We start from the raw sequence: 21,580 nt of genomic DNA, 5'->3' as shown, positions 1-21,580 counted from the left end.
CGGCTCCGGCGCCGCATGCCGCCGCTTTCGCACAACCGGCGGCCATGCGTACAAAAAAAAAAGACCTGCATCACTGCAGGCCTTTCGTATTCGTGGTGGCCGGGGAGGGAATCGAACCCCCGACACGGGGATTTTCAATCCCCTGCTCTACCAACTGAGCTACCCGGCCACTTTGTTTTCGCGACGTTCCCGCCGGCGAGGACGCGCATGATACGGAGGTCTTGCTGTTTCGGCAAGCGTTATCGGCAAGTTTTTTTTTTTTCGATGCCGGCAACACGGCGGACCGAGCGCGGCCATCCGCGCATGGCCGCATGCGTTCGCCGCCGATGCCCGGGCATGACACGCATCGGCCGCGCGGCATGCGCCCCAACAAAACCTTTACTTCGCCGCGCCCGGCTTTGCATAGCCTGCACTCCATCCCGGGAGGCCAGAAACCATGCACCCTCGCCTGCTGTTGTCGTTGCCGCTGTCGTTGCTGCTCGCCTGCACCGCACAGGCGGCGGCGCCGGTGGAATCGGTCGGACGTTTCGAGCTGGACCGTTACGCCGGCCAGTGGCACGAGATCGCGCACCTGCCGGTGTCGTTCCAGAAGAAGTGCGTGGCCGACATCACCGCCAGCTACCGTCTGCGCGCCGATGGCCGGATCAGCGTGCTCAACCGCTGCCGCACCGGCGATGGCGGCATGATCGAAGCCGAGGGGGTCGCACGCCCGGTCAGCGGCCACCCGGGGCGCCTGCAGGTGCGCTTCGCCCCCGACTGGCTGTCGTGGTTGCCCTGGGCGTGGGCCGACTACTGGGTGATCGCGCTGGATCCGGATTACCAGTGGGCGATGGTCGGCGAACCCGGGCGCAGATACCTGTGGATCCTGTCGCGCACGCCGTCGATGGACGCCGCCCTGCTCGAGCGGCTCAAGCGCCAGGCCGCCGACATGGGCTACGACCTGGCGCCACTGAAGGTGATGGCGCCGGTCGACTGAGCGCACGCGCTCATGGCGCGCCGGGCCCGCGCCGGTAATCCAGCGGCGGCGCGTCGCGCTGCAGCAGCGGCACGTAGCGGAAGTCCGCGCCGCGGCGCCGGCCGAATTCCTCCCTGGCCCTGCCGACGATGTCCGGCGACTGGAACAGCCGCACCGCCGCCAGCGCCAGCGCCTTGGCTGCATTGAGCGCGCCCTTGGCGCCCAGCGGGGCACCCGACGCGGCCACCGCCTGCCAGCTGTGCGCCGGCGTGCCCGGCACCCAGGTGGCGGTGCCCAGGCCGGCGGTCGGGACGTTCCAGCTGACGTCGCCGACATCGGTCGATGCGCTGCCGGCCAGGTCCGCGCGGTAGGGCTGCAGCTGCATCGCCACCGCCAGCGGCGGCCGCCGCTCCAGGCTCTGTTGCAGCGCTTCGGCGAAGGCCTGCTCGGCGGCGTCGTAGCGCACGCCGCCGACCTGCTCCAGCGCCGCCTGCATCACCTGGCCCAGGGTGTCGTTGGGCAGCAGCGAGAACACCCCGCCGGTCTGCTCGAACTCGACCGTGGTACCGGTGCCCATGGCCGCGCCGTCGGCGGCCCTGCGCAGGCGCGCGAACACCTCGCGCACCACTGCCGGATCGACATGGCGCACGTAGTAGTAGGCCTCGGCGAAATCCGGCACCACGTTCGGCGCGCTGCCGCCGTTGCTGATCACATAGTGGATGCGGGTGCCGTCGGGCACGTGTTCGCGCATCAGGTTGGCCATGTGGTTGAACGCCTCGACCGCGTCGAGCGCGGAGCGGCCGCGGTCCGGCGCGATGGCCGCGTGCGCGGCGACGCCGTGGAAGCGGAACTTGCCGCTGATGTTGGCCAGGCTGGTGCCCTGCGCGGCCGAGTTCTCGGCCGCCGGATGCCAGTGCAGCACCACGTCCACATCGTCGAACAGCCCGGCGCGGGTCATGTAGACCTTGCCGGAGCCGCCCTCTTCGGCCGGCGTGCCGTACAGGCGTACTTCGCCCGGCGTGCCGCTGGCCTGCAGCCATTGCGCGATGGCGCGCGCGGCGCCCACCGACGCCGCGCCGAACAGGTTGTGGCCACAGGCCTGGCCCGCGTCCTGGCCGTCGATCGGCATGCGCACCGGCCCGGCCGCCTGCGCCATGCCCGGCAGCGCGTCCATCTCGGCCAGCAGCGCGATCACCGGTCCGCTGCCGCGCGTGCCGTACGAGGCGACGAACGCGGTCGGCATGCCGGCCACGCCGGCTTCGATGCGGAAGCCGGCCTGGCGCAGTTCCTGCTGCAACAGGCGCGAGGAGCGCTCTTCCAGGTAGCCCAGCTCGGGCTGCCGCCACAGCGCCTGGGCGACCTGCGCCTGGCGTGGTGCATAGGCGTCCAACGCCGCCAGTACCCCGGGCTCGGCCGCCCAGGCCACGCCGGCCGCGCAGGCCACCAGCCCGGCGCCCAGCCGGATCCCGAACCGCGCCCGCCGCATGCCCATCGCCCGCACCCTCAGTAGAAGCCCACGTTGTCGATCTCGAACCACACCTTGCCGCCGGCCTCGCCGCCGGCGGAGAACACCAGCTGCTGGACGTCGTCGCCCTGCCATGCGGCCACCGGGCCCTTGCCGCGGTAGGGCGGCTGTCCCTGCAGCGCGGAGAACGGGATCTCCACGCTGCGCCACTGCGGCGCGGCCTGGACCGGAGCGATGAAACGGCGGTCGCCCAGTGCCCGCACCTCCAGCCGCAGCGCCGGCGTGCCGCCGCGTACGTCGAAGCGGATGCCGCGGTAGCCGCGCAGGTCCACCGGCGCGACCGAACCGCGGCTCAGCGGCAGGATCGCCGCGGCATAGGCGTTGGGCTTGGTGGACAGCCGCGCCTGCACCGACAGCGCGTGGCCGCCGCTCTCGCGGGCGACGGTCTCGCTGACCTGCAGCGTGCGGTCGTTGCCACCATCGGCCTCGTCGATGCGCAGCGTATCCAGCGCGGTGCGCCCGTCGGCGCGCTCGAAGTCGTCGACCAGCGGCGCCACCGCCTGCGCCGGCAGCGCCAGCGCGCGGTTGCCGGCCGGCAACACCGTGCCCGGCCCGTGCACCTGGCGGCCGGCGACGTAGACCCGCTGGGTGTTGCGGATATCGGCGATGCGCTCCCAGGGCCGCCCCTTCACCAGCAGCAGGTCGGCACGCTTGCCGACCTCGACGGTGCCGCGGTCGTCCACGCCCAGCGCGCGGGCGCTGTTGGCGGTGCCGGCGACCAGCGCCTCGGCCGGGGTCAGCCCGGCGTCGACCAGCAGCTCCAGTTCACGCAGGGTCGAGGCCCCGTGCGGCGTGCCGGTCATGCCGGCGTCGGTGCCGACCACCACCGGGATGCCGGCATCGTGCAGCGCCTTCACGTTGCGCAGGGCATCGGCGAAATTGCGCTCGCGCTGCCGCAGCACCTCCGGGCGGGTACCGGCGGCACCGCTGCCATCCACGCGCGCGGGCAGGTACACCGCCAGCGACGGCGCGTAGGCGGTGCCATGCTCACGCATCAGCCGCACCAGTTCGGCGTCCACGGGCATGTCCTGCACGCTGTGCGCGATCACGTCCACGCCGGCGCGCGCGGCGACCTTGCCGCGCTTGACCATCACCGTGTGCGAGAACACCTTCAGCCCGTGCCGGTGCGCCTCGTCCACCAGCGCGGCCAGGGTCTCCTCGTCCATGCTGCTGTTGTCGGCAGCGTTGGAATAGCGCCAACCGTCGGTGAAGGCCTTAATGAAGTCCGGCTTGTAGGCCGCCACCGCACGCACGCCGGCGCGCGCGGCCTCCGGCGAATTCACCCAGCGGGTGGTGTTCTCGTCACCCCAGTCGGCACCGTGGCCGAGCGGCGTGCTCATGCGCGCGGCGAATTTCACGTCAGGCGCGGCGATGTCGGCCAGCCAGGCGCGGCGCGGCGCATAGGCCTCGGGCGGCTCGTGGAAATCGCTGACGGTGGTCACGCCGGCGGCCATGTACAGGTTGGCGATCTGCGGCAGCTCGGCCGGGCGCGCATTGGGCGTCCAGTGGGTGTGCAGGTCGAACAGCCCCGGCAGCAGCGCCTGGCCACGGGCGTCGATCACCCGCGCACCGCGGGGCGCGGCCAGGGCCTGGCCGGCACCGGCGACCGCCGCGATGCGGCCGTCCAGCACCAGCACGCTGCCCGGATACGCGGGGCGCCCGGTGCCATCGAACACCATGGCATCGCGGATCAGCAGCGCCGTATCGGCGGACGTGGCGGCCACGCTGGCCTGCCCGGAGGACAGCAGCAACGCGGTGAGCAGGGCGAGCGCGCGGGCGCGGCGGGGAGTGATGTTCATGTATTCAATCCAGAGTCATTGCATGGAATGCGCCGCCTGCGGCGCGCTCTGCGGGGTGCGCAGGCGCACCACCTTGCCCTGCTGTTCGACCACCAGCCCCAGGCTCAGGGCGACGCTGCGGGCGAAGCCCAGCGGATCGCTGGCCGAGTACAGGCCGACGATGCGGCGGCTGCCGACCAGCGGATCGTCGATGACGATGCGGGTGTCGCTGTAGCGCAGGAACTGCGCGGCCGCCACCGACAGCGTGTCGCCGTTGAACGACAGCATGCCCTCGCGCCAGGCCAGCTGCTGCTCCAGGTCCTCGGCGGGCACGGCCTCGATGCGGATGCCGTGGCTGCGATTGGCCAGCGCGCGGTAGTTGGCCAGCAGGCGCGCCGGCGCCACCGCGCCCTGGGTGTCGGCCACGTCCACCACCCCTTCGCGCACCAGCACCTCGACACCGCCGCTGCGACGCTCGGTGAGGCTGACCGCGAAACTGGTGCCGACCGCGGTCACGTCGGTTTCCTGCGCACGCACCACGAACGGGCGGCCGGGGTTCTTGGCCACGTCGAACAGCGCCTCGCCCTGCAGCAGGGTGATGCTGCGGCGCGCGTCGTCGTAGCGCACGCGTACCTGCGAATCCGAGTCCAGGGTGATCGCCGAACCGTCCTCCAGCGGCACCCGCAGGATTTCGCCGCGGCGCGTGGCGTAGTACTCGGCATCATCCTGCTGGCGGTGCACGCCGATCACCAGCAGGCTCAGTGCCGCGGCCATGCCGGCCGCCCAGCGCAGCACCCGTCGCGACCGCCGGAAACGCGGCGGCACAGGAGCCGCGGCGATCGCGGCCGTGCCATTGGACAACGCGCGCGCACGCGCGGTGCGCGCCAGCACTGCATGCGCCCGCGCATAGGCGCCGAAGTGGCGCACATCGGCCTGCAGCCAGGCATCGCGCGCGACCGCGTCGGCGGCCGTCAGCGGGGCCCGGTCCTCGCGCGCGACCCAGGCCGCGGCGATATCGTCGATGCTGTGCTCATCGCGTGCGCGCATGGCGTGTTCCTCCTGCCGCAGGCCGTTCCCTGCCCTCGTCCGCGTCTTTCCCGTCACGCTTCATCGAATCCATCAATACCCGGATTCCCTTGCAGATGTGTTTCTCCACGGTGTTCTCGCTGATCTGCATCCGCTGGGCGATCTCGCGCTGCGAGTACCCCTCGATCCGGCGCAGGACGAAGGCCTGCCGGCACTTGTCCGGCAGGCTGTCGATCAACGCGCCGATCCGCGCCAGTTCCTGCCGCGAGGACGCGGTCCGCTCCGGGCACGCCTCCTCGCCGCCGATGGCCACCCGCTCGATCTCGGCCACGGCCTCGATCGACACCACCTGCGCACGCCGCAGCTGCTGCAGCACCACCGACTGCGCCACCGAGTACACGTAGGCGCGCGGCTGGCGCACGTGGGACACGTCCGCCAGCGCCGCCAGGATGGCGTAGGTTTCCTGGATCACGTCATCCACGTCCTGGCGCACCGGCAGCCGGCGCTGCAGCCAGTCGCGCAGCGCCGGCTCGCACGGCAGCACGTGCTCGGCGAGCCACAACGCACGCGCCGCGCCCAGTGCCGCGCTCATCGCCGCACCCCCGCGGTGCCCGGCGCGTGCCGGGCGTTTTCACGGACAACGTCTGGAATCATCAGAACGCCTTGGTCACGTTGACGTACCAGTAGCGCGGATACGCCTGGTACACCGCCGAGGAATAGCCGAACGCGTCGCTGGACACCGGCGGCCGCTTGTCGGCCAGGTTGTTGGCGCCGACCTTCAGCGACAGTCCGTCCATCCAGCCGTCGCCGCGGAAGTCGTACTTGACGAAGGCATTGGCCAGGGTCTGCGACTTCACCGTCCACGGCGTGCCGTCGGCCAGCACCAGGCCGTTCTCGACGAACGCACTGCTGTAGCGCGCGCTGGCGCCGACCGACAGCTGCTGGTAACGCCAGGTGAGGGTGCCGGACCACTTCCACTGCGGGTTGCCGCCGTTGCCGATCAGGTTGCCGCCGCCGGTGACCCGGATCGACGGATCGACCAGGCCGCTGCCCTTGGCGTCTTCCAGCGCCTGCAGCGCCGGCGAGCGCTGGCGGTAGAACTCGATCAGGCGGGTGCCGTTGAGCGACACGTCGAAACGACCGGCGCGGGTTTCCGGCGAGGCCCAGCTGAAGCTGTAATCCACGCCGCGCACGGTCTGCGGTTCGAGGTTGACGTACTGGTCCTTGACGTACAGCACCTTGCCCGCGGCCTCCAGCCCGGTACCGGCGTAGCGCGCGATGTCGTCGGCGGTGGGGTCGGCGCGCACCACGTCGGCGTTGCTGCCGCCCTGCTGGCGCAGCACGTAGTCCAGGATCAGCGCGTTGCCCTCGCCGAACAGGCCGATGATGCCTTCCTGCGCGTACTTGTAGTAATCCACCGCGAAGGTGAAGCGGCCGAAGTCCTCGGGGATGAACTGCGGCTGGAACACGATGCCGGCGCTGGTGTTGGTCGAGGTTTCCGGCTTCAGGTCCGGGTTGCCCGAACGGCGCGCGGTGGTCGAGGCGGTGTAGCCCTTGCAGCCCGCCATCGAGGCCTGCGCGCCGCTGCGCACGTCGGCCAGGCACTGGACCCAGTCGGTGCGGTTGTTGGAGCGGCTGACCATGGTGGCGTTGACCTGCTCCAGGTTGGGCGCGCGGAAGCCCTTGGCCCAGGACGAGCGCACGGTCAGGCCGTCGATGATCTGCCAGCCCAGCGCCAGCTTCGGCTTGGCCACGCTGCCGAAGTCGTTGTAGCGCTCGGCGCGGCCGGCCACCTGCAGGTCCAGCGAACGCACCAGCGGGATGTCCATCCCCGGCGCGACCAGCGGCACCGAGAACTCGGCGAACACGCCGGCGACGGTGCGCGACCCGTAGGTGTCCGGGGTCGGGCTGACGCCATACATGTCGCTCGGGTACTGGACCCCGGTGATCGCGTCGGTGAAGGTCAACGAACCGTCGACGTGGGCGTCGCGGTCGTCGCGCTGGGTCTCATGGCGCACTTCCATGCCGGCCGCCATGCCGACGTCGCCGGCCCAGGTGCGGAACAGGTCCGGGCGCGAAGCCTTGACGTCCCACAGGTACAGTTCGGTCTCGCTCTGGCGCTTGGCCTTGTAGAAGAACCGGTCGAGCTTGCTCCAGTCGTTGCAGCCGCCGCAGAACGGGTTGTAGGCCGCCGCGGTCGAATCGGCCAGCGCCTGCTGGAACAGGGTCATGCTCACCGCGTCCTGGGTGTCCTCGACCCTGGCCTTGGAGTACAGCGCCGCGCTTTCCCAGTCGAAACCGAAGTGGTAGCCGCGCAGGCCGGCCAGCGCGCGCACCTGGGTGTTCTTGACCTCGATCCGGGTCGGGCGCTCGAAGCGGTAGCTGGTGATCGTCACCGGCAGGCCGTTGGGACCGATGTTCAGGCCCTGCAGCCGGTTCGGGTTGAGCGTGCCGTCGGGCAGGTACATCGCGCCGAACGGGTTCCAGTAATTGCTGGCGGCGACCGTCATCGGCAGCGAGGAAATGGTGTTCACGCCATTCTGCAGGCTGTAGGCGCGCGAGTCGTACAGGCCGGCCTCGCTGAACAGCGAGATGCCGTTCTCGAAATCATGCTTGCCGGTGGCGAACAGGTTGATGCGGCGCACGTCCGGCGCGATAGACACCGGGTACAACGACTGGTGGTTGTCGCGCAGGTTGGCGTCGGCACCCGAGGTGGCCTTGCTGCCGGACTGCACGCACAGGCCGTCGCCGAGGGTCGCGGCGCAGTTGCCGTTGCTGGTCGGCTTGACGTGGAAGGCGCCGGCGGCGGTGGTCAACCACTTGCCGTTCTGCGACACGCGCGCGCCATTGGCGGTGAAATTGCCCCACGGACTGTTGGTGTTGCGGTTGTCCACCCCGGCCAGGCCTGCGTACGGGGTACCGGCGAAGTCGTCGATGCGGTTGCCGCTGCGGGTCCAGTCCTGGTCCAGCGAATTCAGGCCGGTGGTGTTGTAGTAATTGAAGGCCACGGTGACGTTGGAGCGCAGGTCCTGCGAATTGCGGCCCCACATGCCGTTGACCGACACATCGCTCAGGTGGGTGCCCTCGCCCACGCCCTTCTGCACGCTCAGCGTGCCGCCGTCCATGTCGTCGCGCAGCACGTTGTTGACCACGCCGGCCACCGCGTCGGTGCCGTAGATCGCGGCAGCGCCGTCCAGCAGCACCTCGACCCGGCGCAGGTTGGCCACCGGCACGGTGTTGGCGTTGTAGGTCAGCACCGGCACCAGGTTGCCGTCGGCCTGGCTGGTCGGGTGCACCACGGTGCGGCGGCCGTTGATCAGCAGCAGCGTGTTGCCCACGCCGAGCCCGCGCAGGTTGACCGAGGCGATGTCGCCGCGCGCGTAGTTGGAGCTGTTGCCGCCGTTGGTGCCGCTGAAGGAGACATTGCCCATCTGCGGGATGGAGCGGTACAGGTCGTCGCCGGAGACCGCGCCGGTGGCTTCGATCTGCTCGGCCTGCAGCGTCGCCACCGGCAGGATCGCCGCCGACTTGCTGCCCTTGATCTGGCTGCCGACCACGGTGACCTGGTCCAGCGTATTGACCGGGCCGCTGGCCGGCGCCGGCTGCGGCGCCGGGGCCACCGGTTCGGGTTCGGCGGCCTGCGCCACCGCCAGCCCGCCCAGGCCACCGAGCGAGGCCAGCATCGGCGCGGCGGCGCGCAGGGTGATCGTACGGCCGTCGTCCGAGGCGATGGCCAGCCCGGTGCCATTGAGCAGGCGGTTCAACGCCTGCCGCGGGTCCATCTGCCCCTTCAGCTGCCCGACCTCGATCCGCCCCTCGTCGCCCATGGCGGCCGGCGCGATGATCTGCAGGCCCGCCTGGCGGGCGAATTCAGGCAGCACTTCCTCGATGCGACCGCCTTCGATATCGAACTGCGGCGGTGCGGCGAGCGCCGGCATGGCCACGCACAGCGCCGCGGCGGCCAGGCCGCCACGGATGGCGCTGGCCAGCGGCAACAACTTGAATGAACGCATTGATGAACCCCTCTCCGGTATATGCGAATGCGGCGACGTTGTCGGTCTCCTCACCTGCCTAGATGAGCCTGCGCGGAAGTTCCGCCATCGGCCGCACCTTCGCCCCCCGGCCATGCCCGCCATACGGCGTAGTATCCTTTGGTCAACCCCTCCGGATCCCGAGGACCGAGCAGTATGCGTTTTCGCCCACAGTACGTCCTGACCGCAGTTCTCAGCCTCGCCCTGGCCGCGTGCGGCGGCGGCATGGTGAAGCGGGTTTCCGAACCCGCCGCCGGCATCCAGCAGCTCACCGTCGCCAACGACGGCAGCTGGGAAGTCGAGCTGCGGCTGCGCAACTACAGTTCGATGCCGATGCGCTTCGACGACGTCGCCCTGCGGATCAAGGTCGGTGACCAGGCCGCCGGTACCCTGGCCGCCACCCCGGGGCTGTCGATCGGCCCGGAATCGGCCGACGTGATCAAGGTCCGCCTGCAGCCGGCCTCGCCGGCGCGCATCGTCGTGGCCGACGCCCTGGCCGGCGGCCGCTCGCTGTTCTACGAGCTGGAGGGCACGGTCAAGGCCACCCCGGAAGAAAAAAAGCAGCGCAGCTTCGAGGTGAGCGCACGCAACACCCTGAACCAGGCGCCGGGCCTGCCCGGCGTGCTGCGCTGATCCGCCTCCCCTTTCCGTTTCATCCGAGATCGCACCGATGAGCAACTACAAGGCACCCGTTACCGACCTCCGCTTCGCCCTGCACGACGTGCTCAAGGCCGAGTCCCTGTTCGCCGCGATGGGCCACGCCGACGCCAGCGCCGACGTCATCGACGCCGTGCTGGAGGAAGCCGGCCGCTTCAGCGCCAGCGTGCTGGCGCCGCTCAACGCAGTGGGCGACCAGAACGGCTGCACGCTGGACAAGGCCACCGGCGAGGTCACCACCGCGCCCGGTTTCAAGGAAGCGTACGCGCAGTTCGTCGACGGCGGCTGGACCGGCCTGACCGCCGCGCCGGAGTTCGGCGGCCAGGGCATGCCCGAAACCCTGGCATGGCGCTGAGCGAGATGGTGTCCTCGGCCAACCTGGCCTGGAGCCTGTTCCCGATGCTGTCGCACGGCGCGGTCGAGGCACTCAAGCACTACGGCGAGGACTGGCAGAAGGAAGCCTTCCTGAAGCCGCTGGTGGCCGGCAACTGGACCGGCACCATGTGCCTGACCGAGCCGCATGCCGGCACCGACCTGGGCCTGCTCAAGACCCGCGCCGAGCCCAACGCCGATGGCAGTTATGCCATCACCGGCACCAAGATATTCATCACCGCCGGCGAGCACGACCTGAGCGAGAACATCGTCCACCTGGTGCTGGCCAAGCTGCCCGACGCCCCGCCCGGGCCGAAGGGCATCTCGCTGTTCGTCACCCCCAAGTACAAGGTCGGCCGCGACGGCACGATGGGCGAGCGCAATGCCCTGCGCTGCGGCGCGCTGGAACACAAGATGGGCATCCACGGCTCGTCCACCTGCGTGATGAACTTCGACGGCGCCCAGGGCTACCTCGTGGGCCAGCCGCACAAGGGCCTGCAGGCGATGTTCGTGATGATGAACTCCGCCCGCCTCGGCGTCGGCATCCAGGGCCTGGCGCAGTCCGAGCGCGCCTACCAGGGCGCCCTGGCCTACGCCCGCGAGCGCCTGCAGTCGCGCGCGCCGAAGGGCGCGCAGCTGGCCGACAAGCCGGCCGACCCGATCATCGCCCAGCCGGACGTGCGGCGCATGCTGCTGTCGATCAAGGCGCTGACCGAAGGCGGGCGGCTGCTGGCCGCGCACGCCTATACCCAGCTCGACGCCGCGCAGAGCGCCGGCGACGCACAGGTGCGCGCCGATGCCGAGACCCTGGTCAGTTTCCTCACGCCCATCGTCAAGGCCTGCCTGACCGAGTGGAGCATCGAGTGCACCTACAACGCCCAGCAGTGCTTCGGCGGCCACGGCTACATCGCCGAGCACGGCATGGAGCAGCTGGCCCGCGACGCCCGCATCACCACCCTGTACGAAGGCACCACCGGCATCCAGGCGCTGGACCTGATCGGGCGCAAGACCGCCCTGTCGCAGGGCGCGGGGCTGAAGCTGTTCCTGGCCGAGATCCAGGCGTTCATCGCCGCCAACGGCGACAATCCCGCCGTCGCCGAATTCCTGCCGGTGCTCGGCGCCCGGGCCAACGAATGGGGCACGCTGACCCGCAGCGTCCTGCAGCGCGCTGCGGCCAATCCCGAGGAGCTGGGCGCGGCCAGCTGGGACTATCTGTTCTACAGCGGCTACGTCGCCCTGGCCTACTGGTGGGCGCGCGCGGTAGCCGCGGCGCAGGCATCGGCCCATCCCGACGCCTTCAAGCAGGCCAAGCTGGAAACCGCGCGCTTCTACTACGCGCGCATCCTGCCGCGCACCCTGGCCCATGCCGCCAGCATGGAAAGCGGCGCCGCGCCGCTGATGGCCATGGACGCCGCGCGCTTCGGCGAGTGAGCCCGGCCCGGCCCGGCCCGGCCGCCATCGTCGATGGCGGCCGGGTTTACACAAATTGTCACGCTTCGTGTATAAGCTGTTTTCCCGATGGAGACAGACACTACACCGCGTGGTCTGATCGATACCGGAGTCGCCGCATCCGCTCCGGACGTGGAGTTTTCGCTCCCGCCCTCCCTGCACCGCCTTGGTTCCGTGCGCCTGCTGTCGCTGGACGCGCACGGCCGCGTGCTCGACTGGATCAACTGGCAGGAAGCGTCCTGCCTCTACGCGCGCGGCGCGGTGGCCTGGACCCTGGGCGACCCCTGCCTGCATGTGCACGGCGCCATCAACCGCGCCAGCGGCCTGCGCAGCGGCCTGGACCTGCACCCGATCATCGCCTCGCGCGGCCATGCCCGTTCGCGCGCCATCGACCCGACCCCAACCTCACCAACACCGCGCTGTTCGCCCGCGACGCCCAGCTGTGCCTGTACTGCGGCCAGCAGTTCAGCCGCCCGCACCTGACCCGCGACCACGTGATGCCGCTGTCCAAGGGTGGCCGCGACATCTGGGAGAACGTGGTCAGCGCCTGCTTCCAGTGCAATTCGCGCAAGAGCAACCGCACCCCGCAGCAGGCCAACATGCCGCTGTTGGCGGTGCCGTACCGGCCGAGCTGGATCGAGCACCTGATCCTGTCCAACCGCAACATCCTGGCCGACCAGATGGCGTTCCTGCAGGCACAGCTGCCCAAGAAGGCCCCGCGCCGCAGCGCCTGAGCCGGCGCGGTGCCGGTGCACGACTGCCGGACATGTCCAGCGTGCGGGGATTCATCGACGCGTTCGCCCGCCCGCGACGCGCGCCAGCGTCCGTTCACCCGCACCGCGCCCGAGGGCGTTGCCCCTGAGGCGCCCCGGGCAGGCACCGCGACGCAGCACCGGCGCCTTGCGCTCTGACTGATGTGCGGCCCGCGTGTCGCGCGGGCATACATGGACGTGTGCTCCCGCCCGCGCATGTCACGACCGCACCCCGTTCCTGGCCGACCCGACGCCGTTGCCGCAGGCCCAGGCAGGCACCGAACGCATGCACCCCTCGCGGTCCCAGTGCCTGAAACGGCCACCACCCGCGCACCGCGGCGTGCCATCGCCAGGCCCAAGCACCCAGCGCACACGCATCGGGCGAGCGCCGCCACGGCGCAAGCTGAACCCCACCCGCACTCCTGCCGCGGAAGCCGTCATCGGCGGCCCACGCCACCGGTGGTTTGCTTGCCCCACCCCGGAATGGGGGCGAAAATACCGGTCCAGCTGAAACGCGAAGAACATGATCGACTCCGTCCGCTATCCGCGCCTGTCGCGCATCCAGACCCCGCACGATCTGCGCACGTTCGAGGAAACCGAACTGACCGCGGTCGCCGGCGAGCTGCGCGATTACCTGATCGAATCCGTGGGCCGGAGCGGCGGCCACTTCGCCGCCGGGCTGGGCGTGATCGAACTCACCGTCGCCCTGCACTACCTCTACGACACCCCGGTCGACCAGCTGGTGTGGGACGTCGGCCACCAGACCTACCCGCACAAGATCCTGACCGGCCGCCGCGACACCATCCACACGGTCAAGCAGAAGGACGGCGTGGCGCCGTTCCCCAAGCGCGAGGAAAGCGAGTACGACACGTTCGGCGTCGGCCATTCCTCGACCTCGATCTCGGCGGCGCTGGGCATGGCAATCGCGCGCCAGCGCCAGGGCGACGAGCGCCGCATGGTGGCGGTGATCGGCGACGGCGCGATGACCGCGGGCATGGCGTTCGAGGCGCTGGCGCACGCCGGCGGCATGGACGAGGAGCCCAACATCCTGGTCATCCTCAACGACAACAACATGTCCATCTCCGAGGCGGTGGGCGGGCTGACCAAGATGCTCGGCCGCGCCACCGCCAGCCGTACCCTCAACGCGCTGCGCGAGGGCGGCAAGAAGATCCTCGGCGACAAGCGCCACAGCCCGCCGGCGCGCTTCGTCAAGCGCTGGGAGGAGCAGTGGAAGGGCATGTTCGTGCCGTCCACCGCGTTCGAGCAGATGGGCTTCCACTACACCGGCCCGATCGACGGCCACGACCTGCCGCTGCTGCTGTCCACCCTCAGGACCCTCAAGGGCAAGAAGGGGCCGCACCTGCTGCACATCATGACCACCAAGGGCAAGGGCTACGAGCCGGCCGAGGGCGACCAGATCGGCTATCACGCCGTCGGCCCGTTCGACCCGAGCAAGGGCCTGCCGGCCAAGAGCGCGCCGAAGAAGCCGACCTACACCGACGTGTTCGGCGACTGGCTGTGCGATGCCGCCGCCGCCGAGCCGCAGCTGATGGGCATCACCCCGGCCATGCGCGAGGGCTCGGGCCTGGTGCGTTTCAGCAGGGAGTACCCGCAGCGCTACTTCGACGTGGCCATCGCCGAGCAGCACGCGGTGACCCTGGCCGCGGGCATGGCCACCCAGGGCGCAAAGCCGGTGGTGGCGATCTATTCCACCTTCCTGCAGCGCGCCTACGACCAGCTGGTGCACGACGTCGCCATCCAGGACCTGGACGTGCTGTTCGCCATCGACCGCGCCGGCGTGGTCGGCCCGGACGGCGCCACCCATGCCGGCAACCTGGACCTGAGCTTCCTGCGCTGCGTGCCGAACATGCTGGTGATGGCGCCGGCCGACGAGGCCGAGTGCCGGCAGATGCTCAGCACCGGCCTGCAATACCGTGGACCGGCGGCGGTGCGCTACCCGCGTGGCACCGGCCCGGGGGTCGCGCCCGGCGTGGATCTGTCCACCCTGCCGATCGGCAAGGCGCAGCTGCGCGCACAGGGCCAGCGCCTGGCCATCCTGGCCTTCGGCTCGACCGTCGCGGCCGCCGAGCAGGTGGGGCGCGAACTGGGCCTGAGCGTGGTCAACATGCGCTTCGTCAAGCCGCTGGACCGCGCCCTGCTGCTCGACCTCGCCCGCACCCACGAAGGCTTCGTCACCGTCGAGGACAACGTGGTCGCCGGCGGTGCCGGCTCGGGCGTGTCCGAACTGCTCAACGCCGAGGCCGTGGTGCTGCCGGTGCTGCACCTGGGCCTGCCGGACAGCTTCCAGCACCATGCCAGCCGCGAAGACCTGCTGGCCGAAGCCGGCATCGATGCGGCCGGCATCCGCGACGCGATCCTGCGGCGCTGGCCGGACGTGCGCGGCACCACCGCGCCGCTGAGCGTAGCCGGCTGACTGACGTCCTCTGGATGCGCGCACCCGTTGCCCTGCCGGCAGCGGGACGAGCCGGTGCCTGCGCAGGCGGCGGGCTCCCGGCGTTCCGTCGCGGCCTTCCACGGGTGCGCAGGCACCGCCGTTTCCCGCGTTTCCCGACTGCCTCCTGCCGGCGCGCGTACCGGCCTGGCGCCAAGCACACCCGCGAAAAGGCCCGGCCATCAGTGTGATGGCCGGGCCTGGGTTGCATGCGCGCTGGCGCAACGCTGCGGCTTACTCTTCTTCGTCGTTGCCCTGGCCCGGCGCCTTGCGCTGCTGGCCCTGATCCTGCTGCCCGGGTTGCTGTTTCTGGTTGGGGTTGTCCGGGTTCTGCTGCCCGACGTTCTGCTTCGGGTTCTGGTCGCGCTGCTGGGTCATGACGGTCTCCTGATTGCCGCGGCCGGTTGCCGTGGTGGGACGAGCATCCCGCCGGCACCGTTGGCACGTTGTGCGCGGCCGTCAACACCAGGATCACGACGCTGACTGTCGCCACGGGCGCAGTCGCGGAGCGCGTGCGCCGCACTGAAACCACCGCGGCAAAGGCCGCGCTCACGGTCGTCGGGCCGCATCCGGGCGCTTCAGCGCATGCGCGGACAGCAGGCGCCGCGCGGTGCCACAAGGGCCGACTGGTGGCGCCGCCCGCGCGCGATCCTGTGCGCCGTGGATGACGGCGGCACACGCGCCCGGCGACGGCACGGCAAATGGCACTGATCGCGAGCTGCCGACCGCGCGCGCCACCGGCGCACACTTCCGGCACCCGGCGCGCTGCGAATCCAGAAAAAGAAAAAGCCCTGAATCATCAGGGCTTCAAATGGAGGCCTGGGTCGGAATCGAACCGGCGTACGCGGATTTGCAATCCGCTGCATAACCACTCTGCTACCAGGCCACAATCTTGTCGATCGTACAGGAAGAAAAACCTCTTCCCGATATGAAAAAACCCCGCTCGCGGGCCTTTTCGTAATCTGGAGCGGGAAACGAGACTCGAACTCGCGACCTCAACCTTGGCAAGGTTGCGCTCTACCAACTGAGCTATTCCCGCTTGGGAGCCGTGCATTCTACAGACTTCGTAGGAATTGCGCCAGCCTTTTTAACAACTTTCTTCACGCTTCCGGGAAGCTTTCCAGCTTCCCCGCATACCGCCTGCAATCAGCTGATCGCGTCGATCTACATGAGGTGAATTCCCTGATTCAGCTCCGTTGAAAACCCGGAAGCTTCATCGACTTGGAGCGGGAAACGAGACTCGAACTCGCGACCTCAACCTTGGCAAGGTTGCGCTCTACCAACTGAGCTATTCCCGCTTGGGAGGCGAAATTCTACATGCAATCGCCTACCTGTCAACAGCCCTGTTTCATCTTTTTTTCGACTGCGAGCGCGCGGCGATTTCGTCCTCGCGCAGGCTCGGCCAGGCCGCGCGCAGGTACTGCACGGCGGACACCAGCGTGAGCAGCGCGGCGATCGCCAGCATCCAGTCGCCGATGTGGAATATCGGCCCGCCCAGCCAGATGTCGGTCACCGGCGTGTTGGGCGATACCGAGTACAGCAGGCACAGCAGCGCGATCATCTGCGCGGTGGTCTTGATCTTGCCGATCATCGCCACCCGCACCTTGGCGCGCTGGCCGATCTCGGCCATCCACTCGCGCAGCGCGGATACCGCGATCTCGCGACCGACGATCACCGCGGCCCAGAACGCCATCCATGCGGTCGGGTGGCCCTGCACGATCAGGAACAGCGCCACGGCCACCATCAGCTTGTCGGCCACCGGGTCGAGGAAGGCGCCGAACGCCGAATGCATCTGGTAGCGGCGCGCGACCCAGCCATCGAGCCAGTCGGTGATCGCCGCCAGGCCGAACACCGCGGCCGACGCGAAGTTCGTCCACGTGTACGGCAGGTAGAACACCAGCACCAGCACCGGGATCATCACGATCCGCAGCAACGTCAGCCAGGTGGGTACGGTCAGGGTCATTACAGCTTTACTCCGCTGCCGGATCCGGGATCGACAGTCCGTGAAGGTTAGCGTAGATGCGCGTTGCAAGGGCGGCATTGATGCCTTCCACGCGCGCGATCTCGGCCTCGCCGGCCGCTTTCAGCCCGGCCAGTCCACCGAAATGCTTGAGCAGGCTGGCGCGGCGCCGCGGGCCGATGCCGGGAATATCCTCCAGCCGGCTGGTCATGCGCGCCTTCTGCCGGCGTCCACGGTGCCCGGTGATCGCGAAACGGTGCGCTTCGTCACGCACCTGCTGGATGAACTGCAGCGCCGGCGACGCCGCGCCCGGGCGGATCTCGCGCCCGTCGGGCAACACCAGCGCCTCGTGGCCGGCGCGGCGCTCGACGCCCTTGGCGACGCCCAGCAGCAGCACGCCCTCGACCCCCAGGTCGGCCAGCGCGGCCTGCGCCTGCGCGAGCTGCCCGGCGCCACCATCGATCAGCAGCACGTCCGGCAAGGCCGGCAGGTCGCCACTGCGCGACGCGGCGCGGGAACGCCCGCCGTCGCTGGCATCGGCGTCCGGCGCCGCCATCTCCGCGGCCTCCAGCGCGCGCCGGAACCGGCGGTCGATGGCCTGGCGCATCGCCGCGTAATCGTCGCCGGGCTCGATGCCGCTGATGTTGTAGCGCCGGTACTGCGCGCGCACCGGGCCGGCCGCGTCGAACACCACGCACGACGCCACCGTGGCCTCGCCCATGGTGTGGCTGATGTCGAAACACTCCACGCGCCGGACCGGTTCGGCCAGGCCCAGCATCTGCCGCAACGCCTCGCTGCGCGCATGCTGCGCACCACGGCTGTCGAGCTCGCTGACCAGGCTGATCTGCGCGTTGCGGCTGGCGAGTTCGACATAGCCGGCACGCTCGCCGCGCACGTTCCATTTCAGAACCACCTTGCGCTCGGCGGCGCTGGCCAGTGCCGCCTCGATCATCCCGGCGTCGGGAATTTCGCGGTCCAGCAGCACTTCCGGCGGTGGCGCGTGCTCGGCGTAGTACTGCGACACGAACGCGCCCAGCACTTCCTCGGCGCTGTCCTCGCCGTTGGTGCGCGGGAAGAACGCGCGCGTGCCGAGGTTGCGGCCATCGCGGAAGGCCAGCAGCAGCACGCACGCACTGGCGCCCTGCGTCGCGCAGGCCAGCACGTCCAGGTCGGCGGCGCGGCCGTCCACGTACTGCCGGTTCTGCATGCTGCGCAGCGAGGCGACCAGGTCGCGCAGGCGCGCGGCGCGCTCGAACTCCAGGGCGTCGCTGGCCTGCTGCATCGCCTGCACCAGTTCATCGGCCAGCTGGTCGCTGCGGCCTTCGAGGAACAACGCCGCGCGGCGTACCGATTCGTCGTACTCCGCCTGCGCCACCAGCTCCACGCACGGCGCGCTGCAGCGGCCTATCTGGTACTGCAGGCAGGGCCGCGAGCGGTTGCGGAACACGCTGTCCTCGCAGCTGCGCAGCTTGAACAGCTTGTGCATCAGGTTCAGCGTCTCGCGCACCGCACCCACGCCCGGATACGGCCCGTAATAGCGTCCCGGCACCGAGCGCGGACCGCGATGCAGGGCGATGCGCGGCCACTGCTCGCGGGTGAGCAGCACCTGCGGATAGGTCTTGTCGTCGCGCAGGGAGACGTTGTAGCGCGGTGCCAGCGACTTGATCAGCTGGTTCTCGAGCAGCAGCGCCTCGGCCTCGGTGCGGGTGACGGTCACGTCCATCCGCGCCACCTGCGCAAGCATCATCATGATGCGCCGGCTCTTCGGCGAGCCGTTGAAATAGCTGCCCACGCGCTTGCGCAGCGCGCCGGCCTTGCCCACGTACAGCAGCGTGTCGTCGGCCGCGTACATGCGGTACACGCCCGGCGCGGTACTCAGCGCCGCCGCGTACGCCCGGCCGTCGAACCCGCTTGTCACCGTGCCGCTCATTCCTCGATCGGCACGTGGCCCAGTTCGCCGCTGACCGGATCGAACCGCAGGATCGCATGGGCATCGGTCTCGGCGATCCACACCGCGCCGGCGGCCACTGCCAGCGCGGCCGGGCCGTGCAGGCGCCGCGGCAGGTTGACGGTGGTCAGGTCACCGCCCCCCAGGCGCAGCATGCGCAGGCAGCCGTTGCCGGCGTCGGCGATCCACAGCAGCGGCGATTCGCTGCCCATCGCGATGGCCTGCGGATACTGCAGGTGCGCGCGGGCGCGCGGTCCGTCGGTATTGCCGAACTCCCACGGCCCCTGCCCCACCAGGGTCTGCACCACGTCGCCGCGCAGCTGCACCGAGCGGATCGCCGACCCCAGCGCGTCGCAGACATACAGCACCTGCTGCACCGCCACCACGCCGCAGGGCTGGGCGAACGCGGCCAGATGGCCACCGCCGTCGCGCACTTCCAGCGCACCGGCGCCGGCGCGCCAGCGCAGCGCGCGGATGCCCAGGTCGTAGCTCCAGATGTGGTTGTCACCGGCCATGGCGATATGCAGCTGGTTGTCGGCGATGGCGATGTCCAGCGGGTGGCTCAGCGGACTGTCCCAGGGCTGCGCCAGCACGCCGGCTACCGGATCGCCGGCGCGGCCGGTGCCGCACAGGGTGTCGACCTGCCCGCTCGGCAGGTGGATGCGGCGCACGGCATGGTTGCCGGTATCGGCGACGTAGAGCATCTCGCGCTCGAGCGCCAACCCATGCGGCCGGTTGAACGCCGCCTCGGCCGCCGGCCCGTTGACCAGGTCCGCGCTGCCGACGCCGAACTGGCGCAGCACGCGCCCGCCATGGGTGCATTCGAGGATGCGGTGGTGGCCGGTATCGGCGACATAGAGCCGGTCGGCGCTGGCCGCCAGGCCAGCGGGGAAGCGCAGTGGCAGGCGTGGTTCCACGTTGGTTTCCGCAACCGCGCGCAGGTCCTCGTCGGCAGGCCGCGCCAGTCCTTCGCACAGCGCGTTGAGGCTGCGCTCCAGGTCGCCGGCGGCGCCCACCAGGCGCTCGCGTTCCTGGCCCTGGGCATCGATCAGCAGCAGCGTCGGCCATGCCTCGATGCCGAAACGGCGCCATGTTTCCCACTGCGCGTCGAGCAGGATCGGTGCGCCGACGCCATGCCGGCGCAGCAGCTTCAGCGCCGGCTGCGGCTCACGTTCGAAATCGAAGCGCGGCACCTGCACCACCAGCAGTTGCACGCGCCCGGGGTTGCGCGCCTGCCACTGCAGCACCTCGAGCAGCCGCTGCACGCACCAGACCGAGGCGGCGTTGACGAAGGCCAGCACCAACGGGCGGCCGGCGTGGTCCTGCAACGTGGACGGCGCCGCATTGAGCCAGATGCCGGACTTGGGAAGATCCATCGCAGGCTGAGCGTTCATGGGCCGATTATGCCGGAGTCGGGCGCGGCCGACAGGCGCCTGACCACCGCCTCGGCCGCCGCCTCCAGCAGCGCCCAACTGTGCTCGAAATCCGCCTCGCCGCCGTAATAGGGATCGGGTACCGCGCTGGCGCTGGCGCCCCCGGCCCAGGGCAGCAGCAAGGCGGCCCTGGCGCGCGCCTGCGGCGGCGCCAGCGCCCGGGCCTGCTCCAGGTTGTCCGGGTCCGCGCACAGGATGTGGTCGAAGCGGAGGAAGTCGGTGGGCTGCAGCTGGCGCGCGCGCAGCCCGGAGATGTCCACCCCGTGGCGGCGCGCGCAGGCCACCGCCCGCGGATCCGGCGCCTTGCCGCGGTGCCAGCCGGCGGTCCCCGCCGAGTCCACCTCGACCCGCCCGGCCAGCGGCGAACGCGCGATCCGCGCGCGCAGGGCGCCCTCGCCCATCGGCGAGCGGCAGATGTTGCCCAGGCACACCACCAGCAGCTTCAACGCGCGCCCTCCAGCCGTGCGACGGCACGCGCCAGGTCTTCCGGGGTATCGATGCCCGGCGGGAACGGCTCCGGCGACAGCGCCACGGCGATACGGAAGCCCGCCTCCAGCACCCGCAGCTGTTCCAGCGACTCGATCTGCTCCAGTGTTCCCGGTGGCATCGCCGCGAACTGCTGCAGGAAGCCGGCGCGGTAGCCGTAGATGCCGATATGGCGCAGCCATTGCGCCTGCGGCAACTGCGCGGTCGAGCGGGCGAAGGCGTCGCGGTGCCAGGGAATGGGCGCGCGGCTGAAGTACAGCGCATCGCCCCGCGCGTTGCGCACCAGCTTGACCACGTTGGGGTCGAACAGGGTCGCGGCGTCCTCCACCGGCGTGGCCAGGGTCGCCATCGGCGCCTCGCTGGCCGCCAGCGTCGCCGCCACCGCGCGGATGCCGGCCGTCGGCGCGAACGGCTCGTCGCCCTGCAGGTTGACCACGATGGCCTGCTCGTCCCAGCCGGCGTGGCGCGCGCATTCGGCCAGCCGGTCCGTGCCCGACGCATGGTCATCGCGGGTCATTGCCACGCGGATGCCGTCCAGGCCATCGAGCGCGTCGGCGATCCGCCGGTCGTCGGTGGCCACCCACACTTCGCGCGCGCCGGCGTCCAGGGCGCGCCGCGCCACGTGCACGACCATCGGCTGCCCGGCCAGCAGGGCCAGGGGCTTGCCGGGCAGGCGGGTGGACGCATGGCGCGCCGGGATCGCCACGACGAATTCAGGAACCGCGTTCATCTGTACTCCTTGCCCGCTCCGGGCTG

13 protein-coding genes, 4 tRNA genes and 2 pseudogenes are annotated in these 21,580 nt (G+C 70.3%); 5 read left to right on the top strand and 14 right to left on the bottom strand.

What is annotated here, in order from left to right; genetic code table 11:
* Positions 1-93: 93 nt before the first annotated feature.
* A tRNA-Phe gene (locus tag B1L07_06825) sits at positions 94-169 on the bottom strand.
* Between the two features lie 267 nt (positions 170-436).
* Between B1L07_06825 and B1L07_06820 the strand changes: the two genes are divergently transcribed.
* Positions 437-976 (top strand): hypothetical protein, encoded by a 540-nt coding sequence (locus B1L07_06820; protein ID AUZ54857.1) that lies wholly within the window; start codon positions 437-439, stop codon positions 974-976.
* Between the two features lie 10 nt (positions 977-986).
* On the opposite strand, the gene B1L07_06815 is transcribed toward B1L07_06820, so the two are convergent.
* From B1L07_06815 to B1L07_06795, 5 genes are all read right to left on the bottom strand, one after another.
* The gene (locus B1L07_06815) at positions 987-2,447 is read right to left on the bottom strand and encodes an amidohydrolase (protein AUZ54856.1); all 1,461 of its coding nucleotides are present in this window, start codon (positions 2,445-2,447) and stop codon (positions 987-989) included.
* A gap of 11 nt (positions 2,448-2,458) precedes the next feature.
* Positions 2,459-4,279 (bottom strand): amidohydrolase, encoded by a 1,821-nt coding sequence (locus B1L07_06810; GenBank protein ID AUZ54855.1) that lies wholly within the window; start codon positions 4,277-4,279, stop codon positions 2,459-2,461.
* A 15-nt stretch (positions 4,280-4,294) separates the two neighbouring features.
* Entirely contained in the window at positions 4,295-5,305 is a 1,011-nt protein-coding gene (locus tag B1L07_06805; GenBank protein AUZ54854.1) for a hypothetical protein, read from the bottom strand.
* Positions 5,289-5,876 (bottom strand): RNA polymerase subunit sigma-24, encoded by a 588-nt coding sequence (locus B1L07_06800; GenBank protein ID AUZ54853.1) that lies wholly within the window; start codon positions 5,874-5,876, stop codon positions 5,289-5,291. Before B1L07_06800 ends, B1L07_06805 begins: the two co-directional genes overlap by 17 nt.
* Before the next feature lie 61 nt (positions 5,877-5,937).
* Positions 5,938-9,297 (bottom strand): hypothetical protein, encoded by a 3,360-nt coding sequence (locus B1L07_06795; protein AUZ54852.1) that lies wholly within the window; start codon positions 9,295-9,297, stop codon positions 5,938-5,940.
* 174 nt (positions 9,298-9,471) lie between these two features.
* Between B1L07_06795 and B1L07_06790 the strand changes: the two genes are divergently transcribed.
* The 4 genes and pseudogenes from B1L07_06790 (at position 9,472) to B1L07_06775 (ending at position 14,979) form a co-directional block, all read left to right on the top strand.
* Positions 9,472-9,948 (top strand): hypothetical protein, encoded by a 477-nt coding sequence (locus B1L07_06790; GenBank protein AUZ54851.1) that lies wholly within the window; start codon positions 9,472-9,474, stop codon positions 9,946-9,948.
* Positions 9,949-9,985: 37 nt separating this feature from the next.
* Positions 9,986-11,775 (top strand): annotated as a pseudogene (locus B1L07_06785) (acyl-CoA dehydrogenase).
* Between the two features lie 87 nt (positions 11,776-11,862).
* Positions 11,863-12,527, top strand: a pseudogene (locus B1L07_06780) (HNH endonuclease).
* Between the two features lie 541 nt (positions 12,528-13,068).
* Positions 13,069-14,979 (top strand): 1-deoxy-D-xylulose-5-phosphate synthase, encoded by a 1,911-nt coding sequence (locus B1L07_06775; GenBank protein ID AUZ54850.1) that lies wholly within the window; start codon positions 13,069-13,071, stop codon positions 14,977-14,979.
* Positions 14,980-15,809: 830 nt separating this feature from the next.
* On the opposite strand, the gene B1L07_06770 is transcribed toward B1L07_06775, so the two are convergent.
* The 8 genes from B1L07_06770 to B1L07_06735 form a co-directional block, all read right to left on the bottom strand.
* Positions 15,810-15,883 (bottom strand) — tRNA-Cys (locus B1L07_06770).
* Positions 15,884-15,960: 77 nt separating this feature from the next.
* Positions 15,961-16,036 (bottom strand) — tRNA-Gly (locus B1L07_06765).
* A 183-nt stretch (positions 16,037-16,219) separates the two neighbouring features.
* A tRNA-Gly gene (locus tag B1L07_06760) sits at positions 16,220-16,295 on the bottom strand.
* A 50-nt stretch (positions 16,296-16,345) separates the two neighbouring features.
* Entirely contained in the window at positions 16,346-16,960 is a 615-nt protein-coding gene (locus B1L07_06755) for a CDP-diacylglycerol--glycerol-3-phosphate 3-phosphatidyltransferase (GenBank protein ID AUZ54849.1), read from the bottom strand.
* 7 nt (positions 16,961-16,967) lie between these two features.
* Positions 16,968-18,887 carry an excinuclease ABC subunit C gene (uvrC, locus tag B1L07_06750; GenBank protein ID AUZ54848.1) on the bottom strand — a complete coding sequence of 640 codons (1,920 nt, stop codon included), beginning with the start codon at positions 18,885-18,887 and terminating at the stop codon, positions 16,968-16,970.
* Positions 18,884-20,299, bottom strand: coding sequence for a hypothetical protein (locus B1L07_06745; GenBank protein AUZ54847.1), 1,416 nt, complete (start codon positions 20,297-20,299; stop codon positions 18,884-18,886). Before B1L07_06745 ends, uvrC begins: the two co-directional genes overlap by 4 nt.
* Positions 20,296-20,784, bottom strand: coding sequence for a phosphotyrosine protein phosphatase (locus B1L07_06740; GenBank protein ID AUZ54846.1), 489 nt, complete (start codon positions 20,782-20,784; stop codon positions 20,296-20,298). The genes B1L07_06745 and B1L07_06740 overlap by 4 nt, the downstream gene beginning before the upstream one ends.
* Positions 20,781-21,554 carry a 3-deoxy-manno-octulosonate cytidylyltransferase gene (locus B1L07_06735; GenBank protein AUZ54845.1) on the bottom strand — a complete coding sequence of 258 codons (774 nt, stop codon included), beginning with the start codon at positions 21,552-21,554 and terminating at the stop codon, positions 20,781-20,783. Before B1L07_06735 ends, B1L07_06740 begins: the two co-directional genes overlap by 4 nt.
* Positions 21,555-21,580 lie beyond the last annotated feature (26 nt).

It is taken from the genome of Stenotrophomonas acidaminiphila, assembly GCA_002951995.1.
Taxonomy (GTDB): domain Bacteria; phylum Pseudomonadota; class Gammaproteobacteria; order Xanthomonadales; family Xanthomonadaceae; genus Stenotrophomonas; species Stenotrophomonas acidaminiphila_A.
This window is presented reverse-complemented; position numbering and strand designations above follow the sequence as displayed.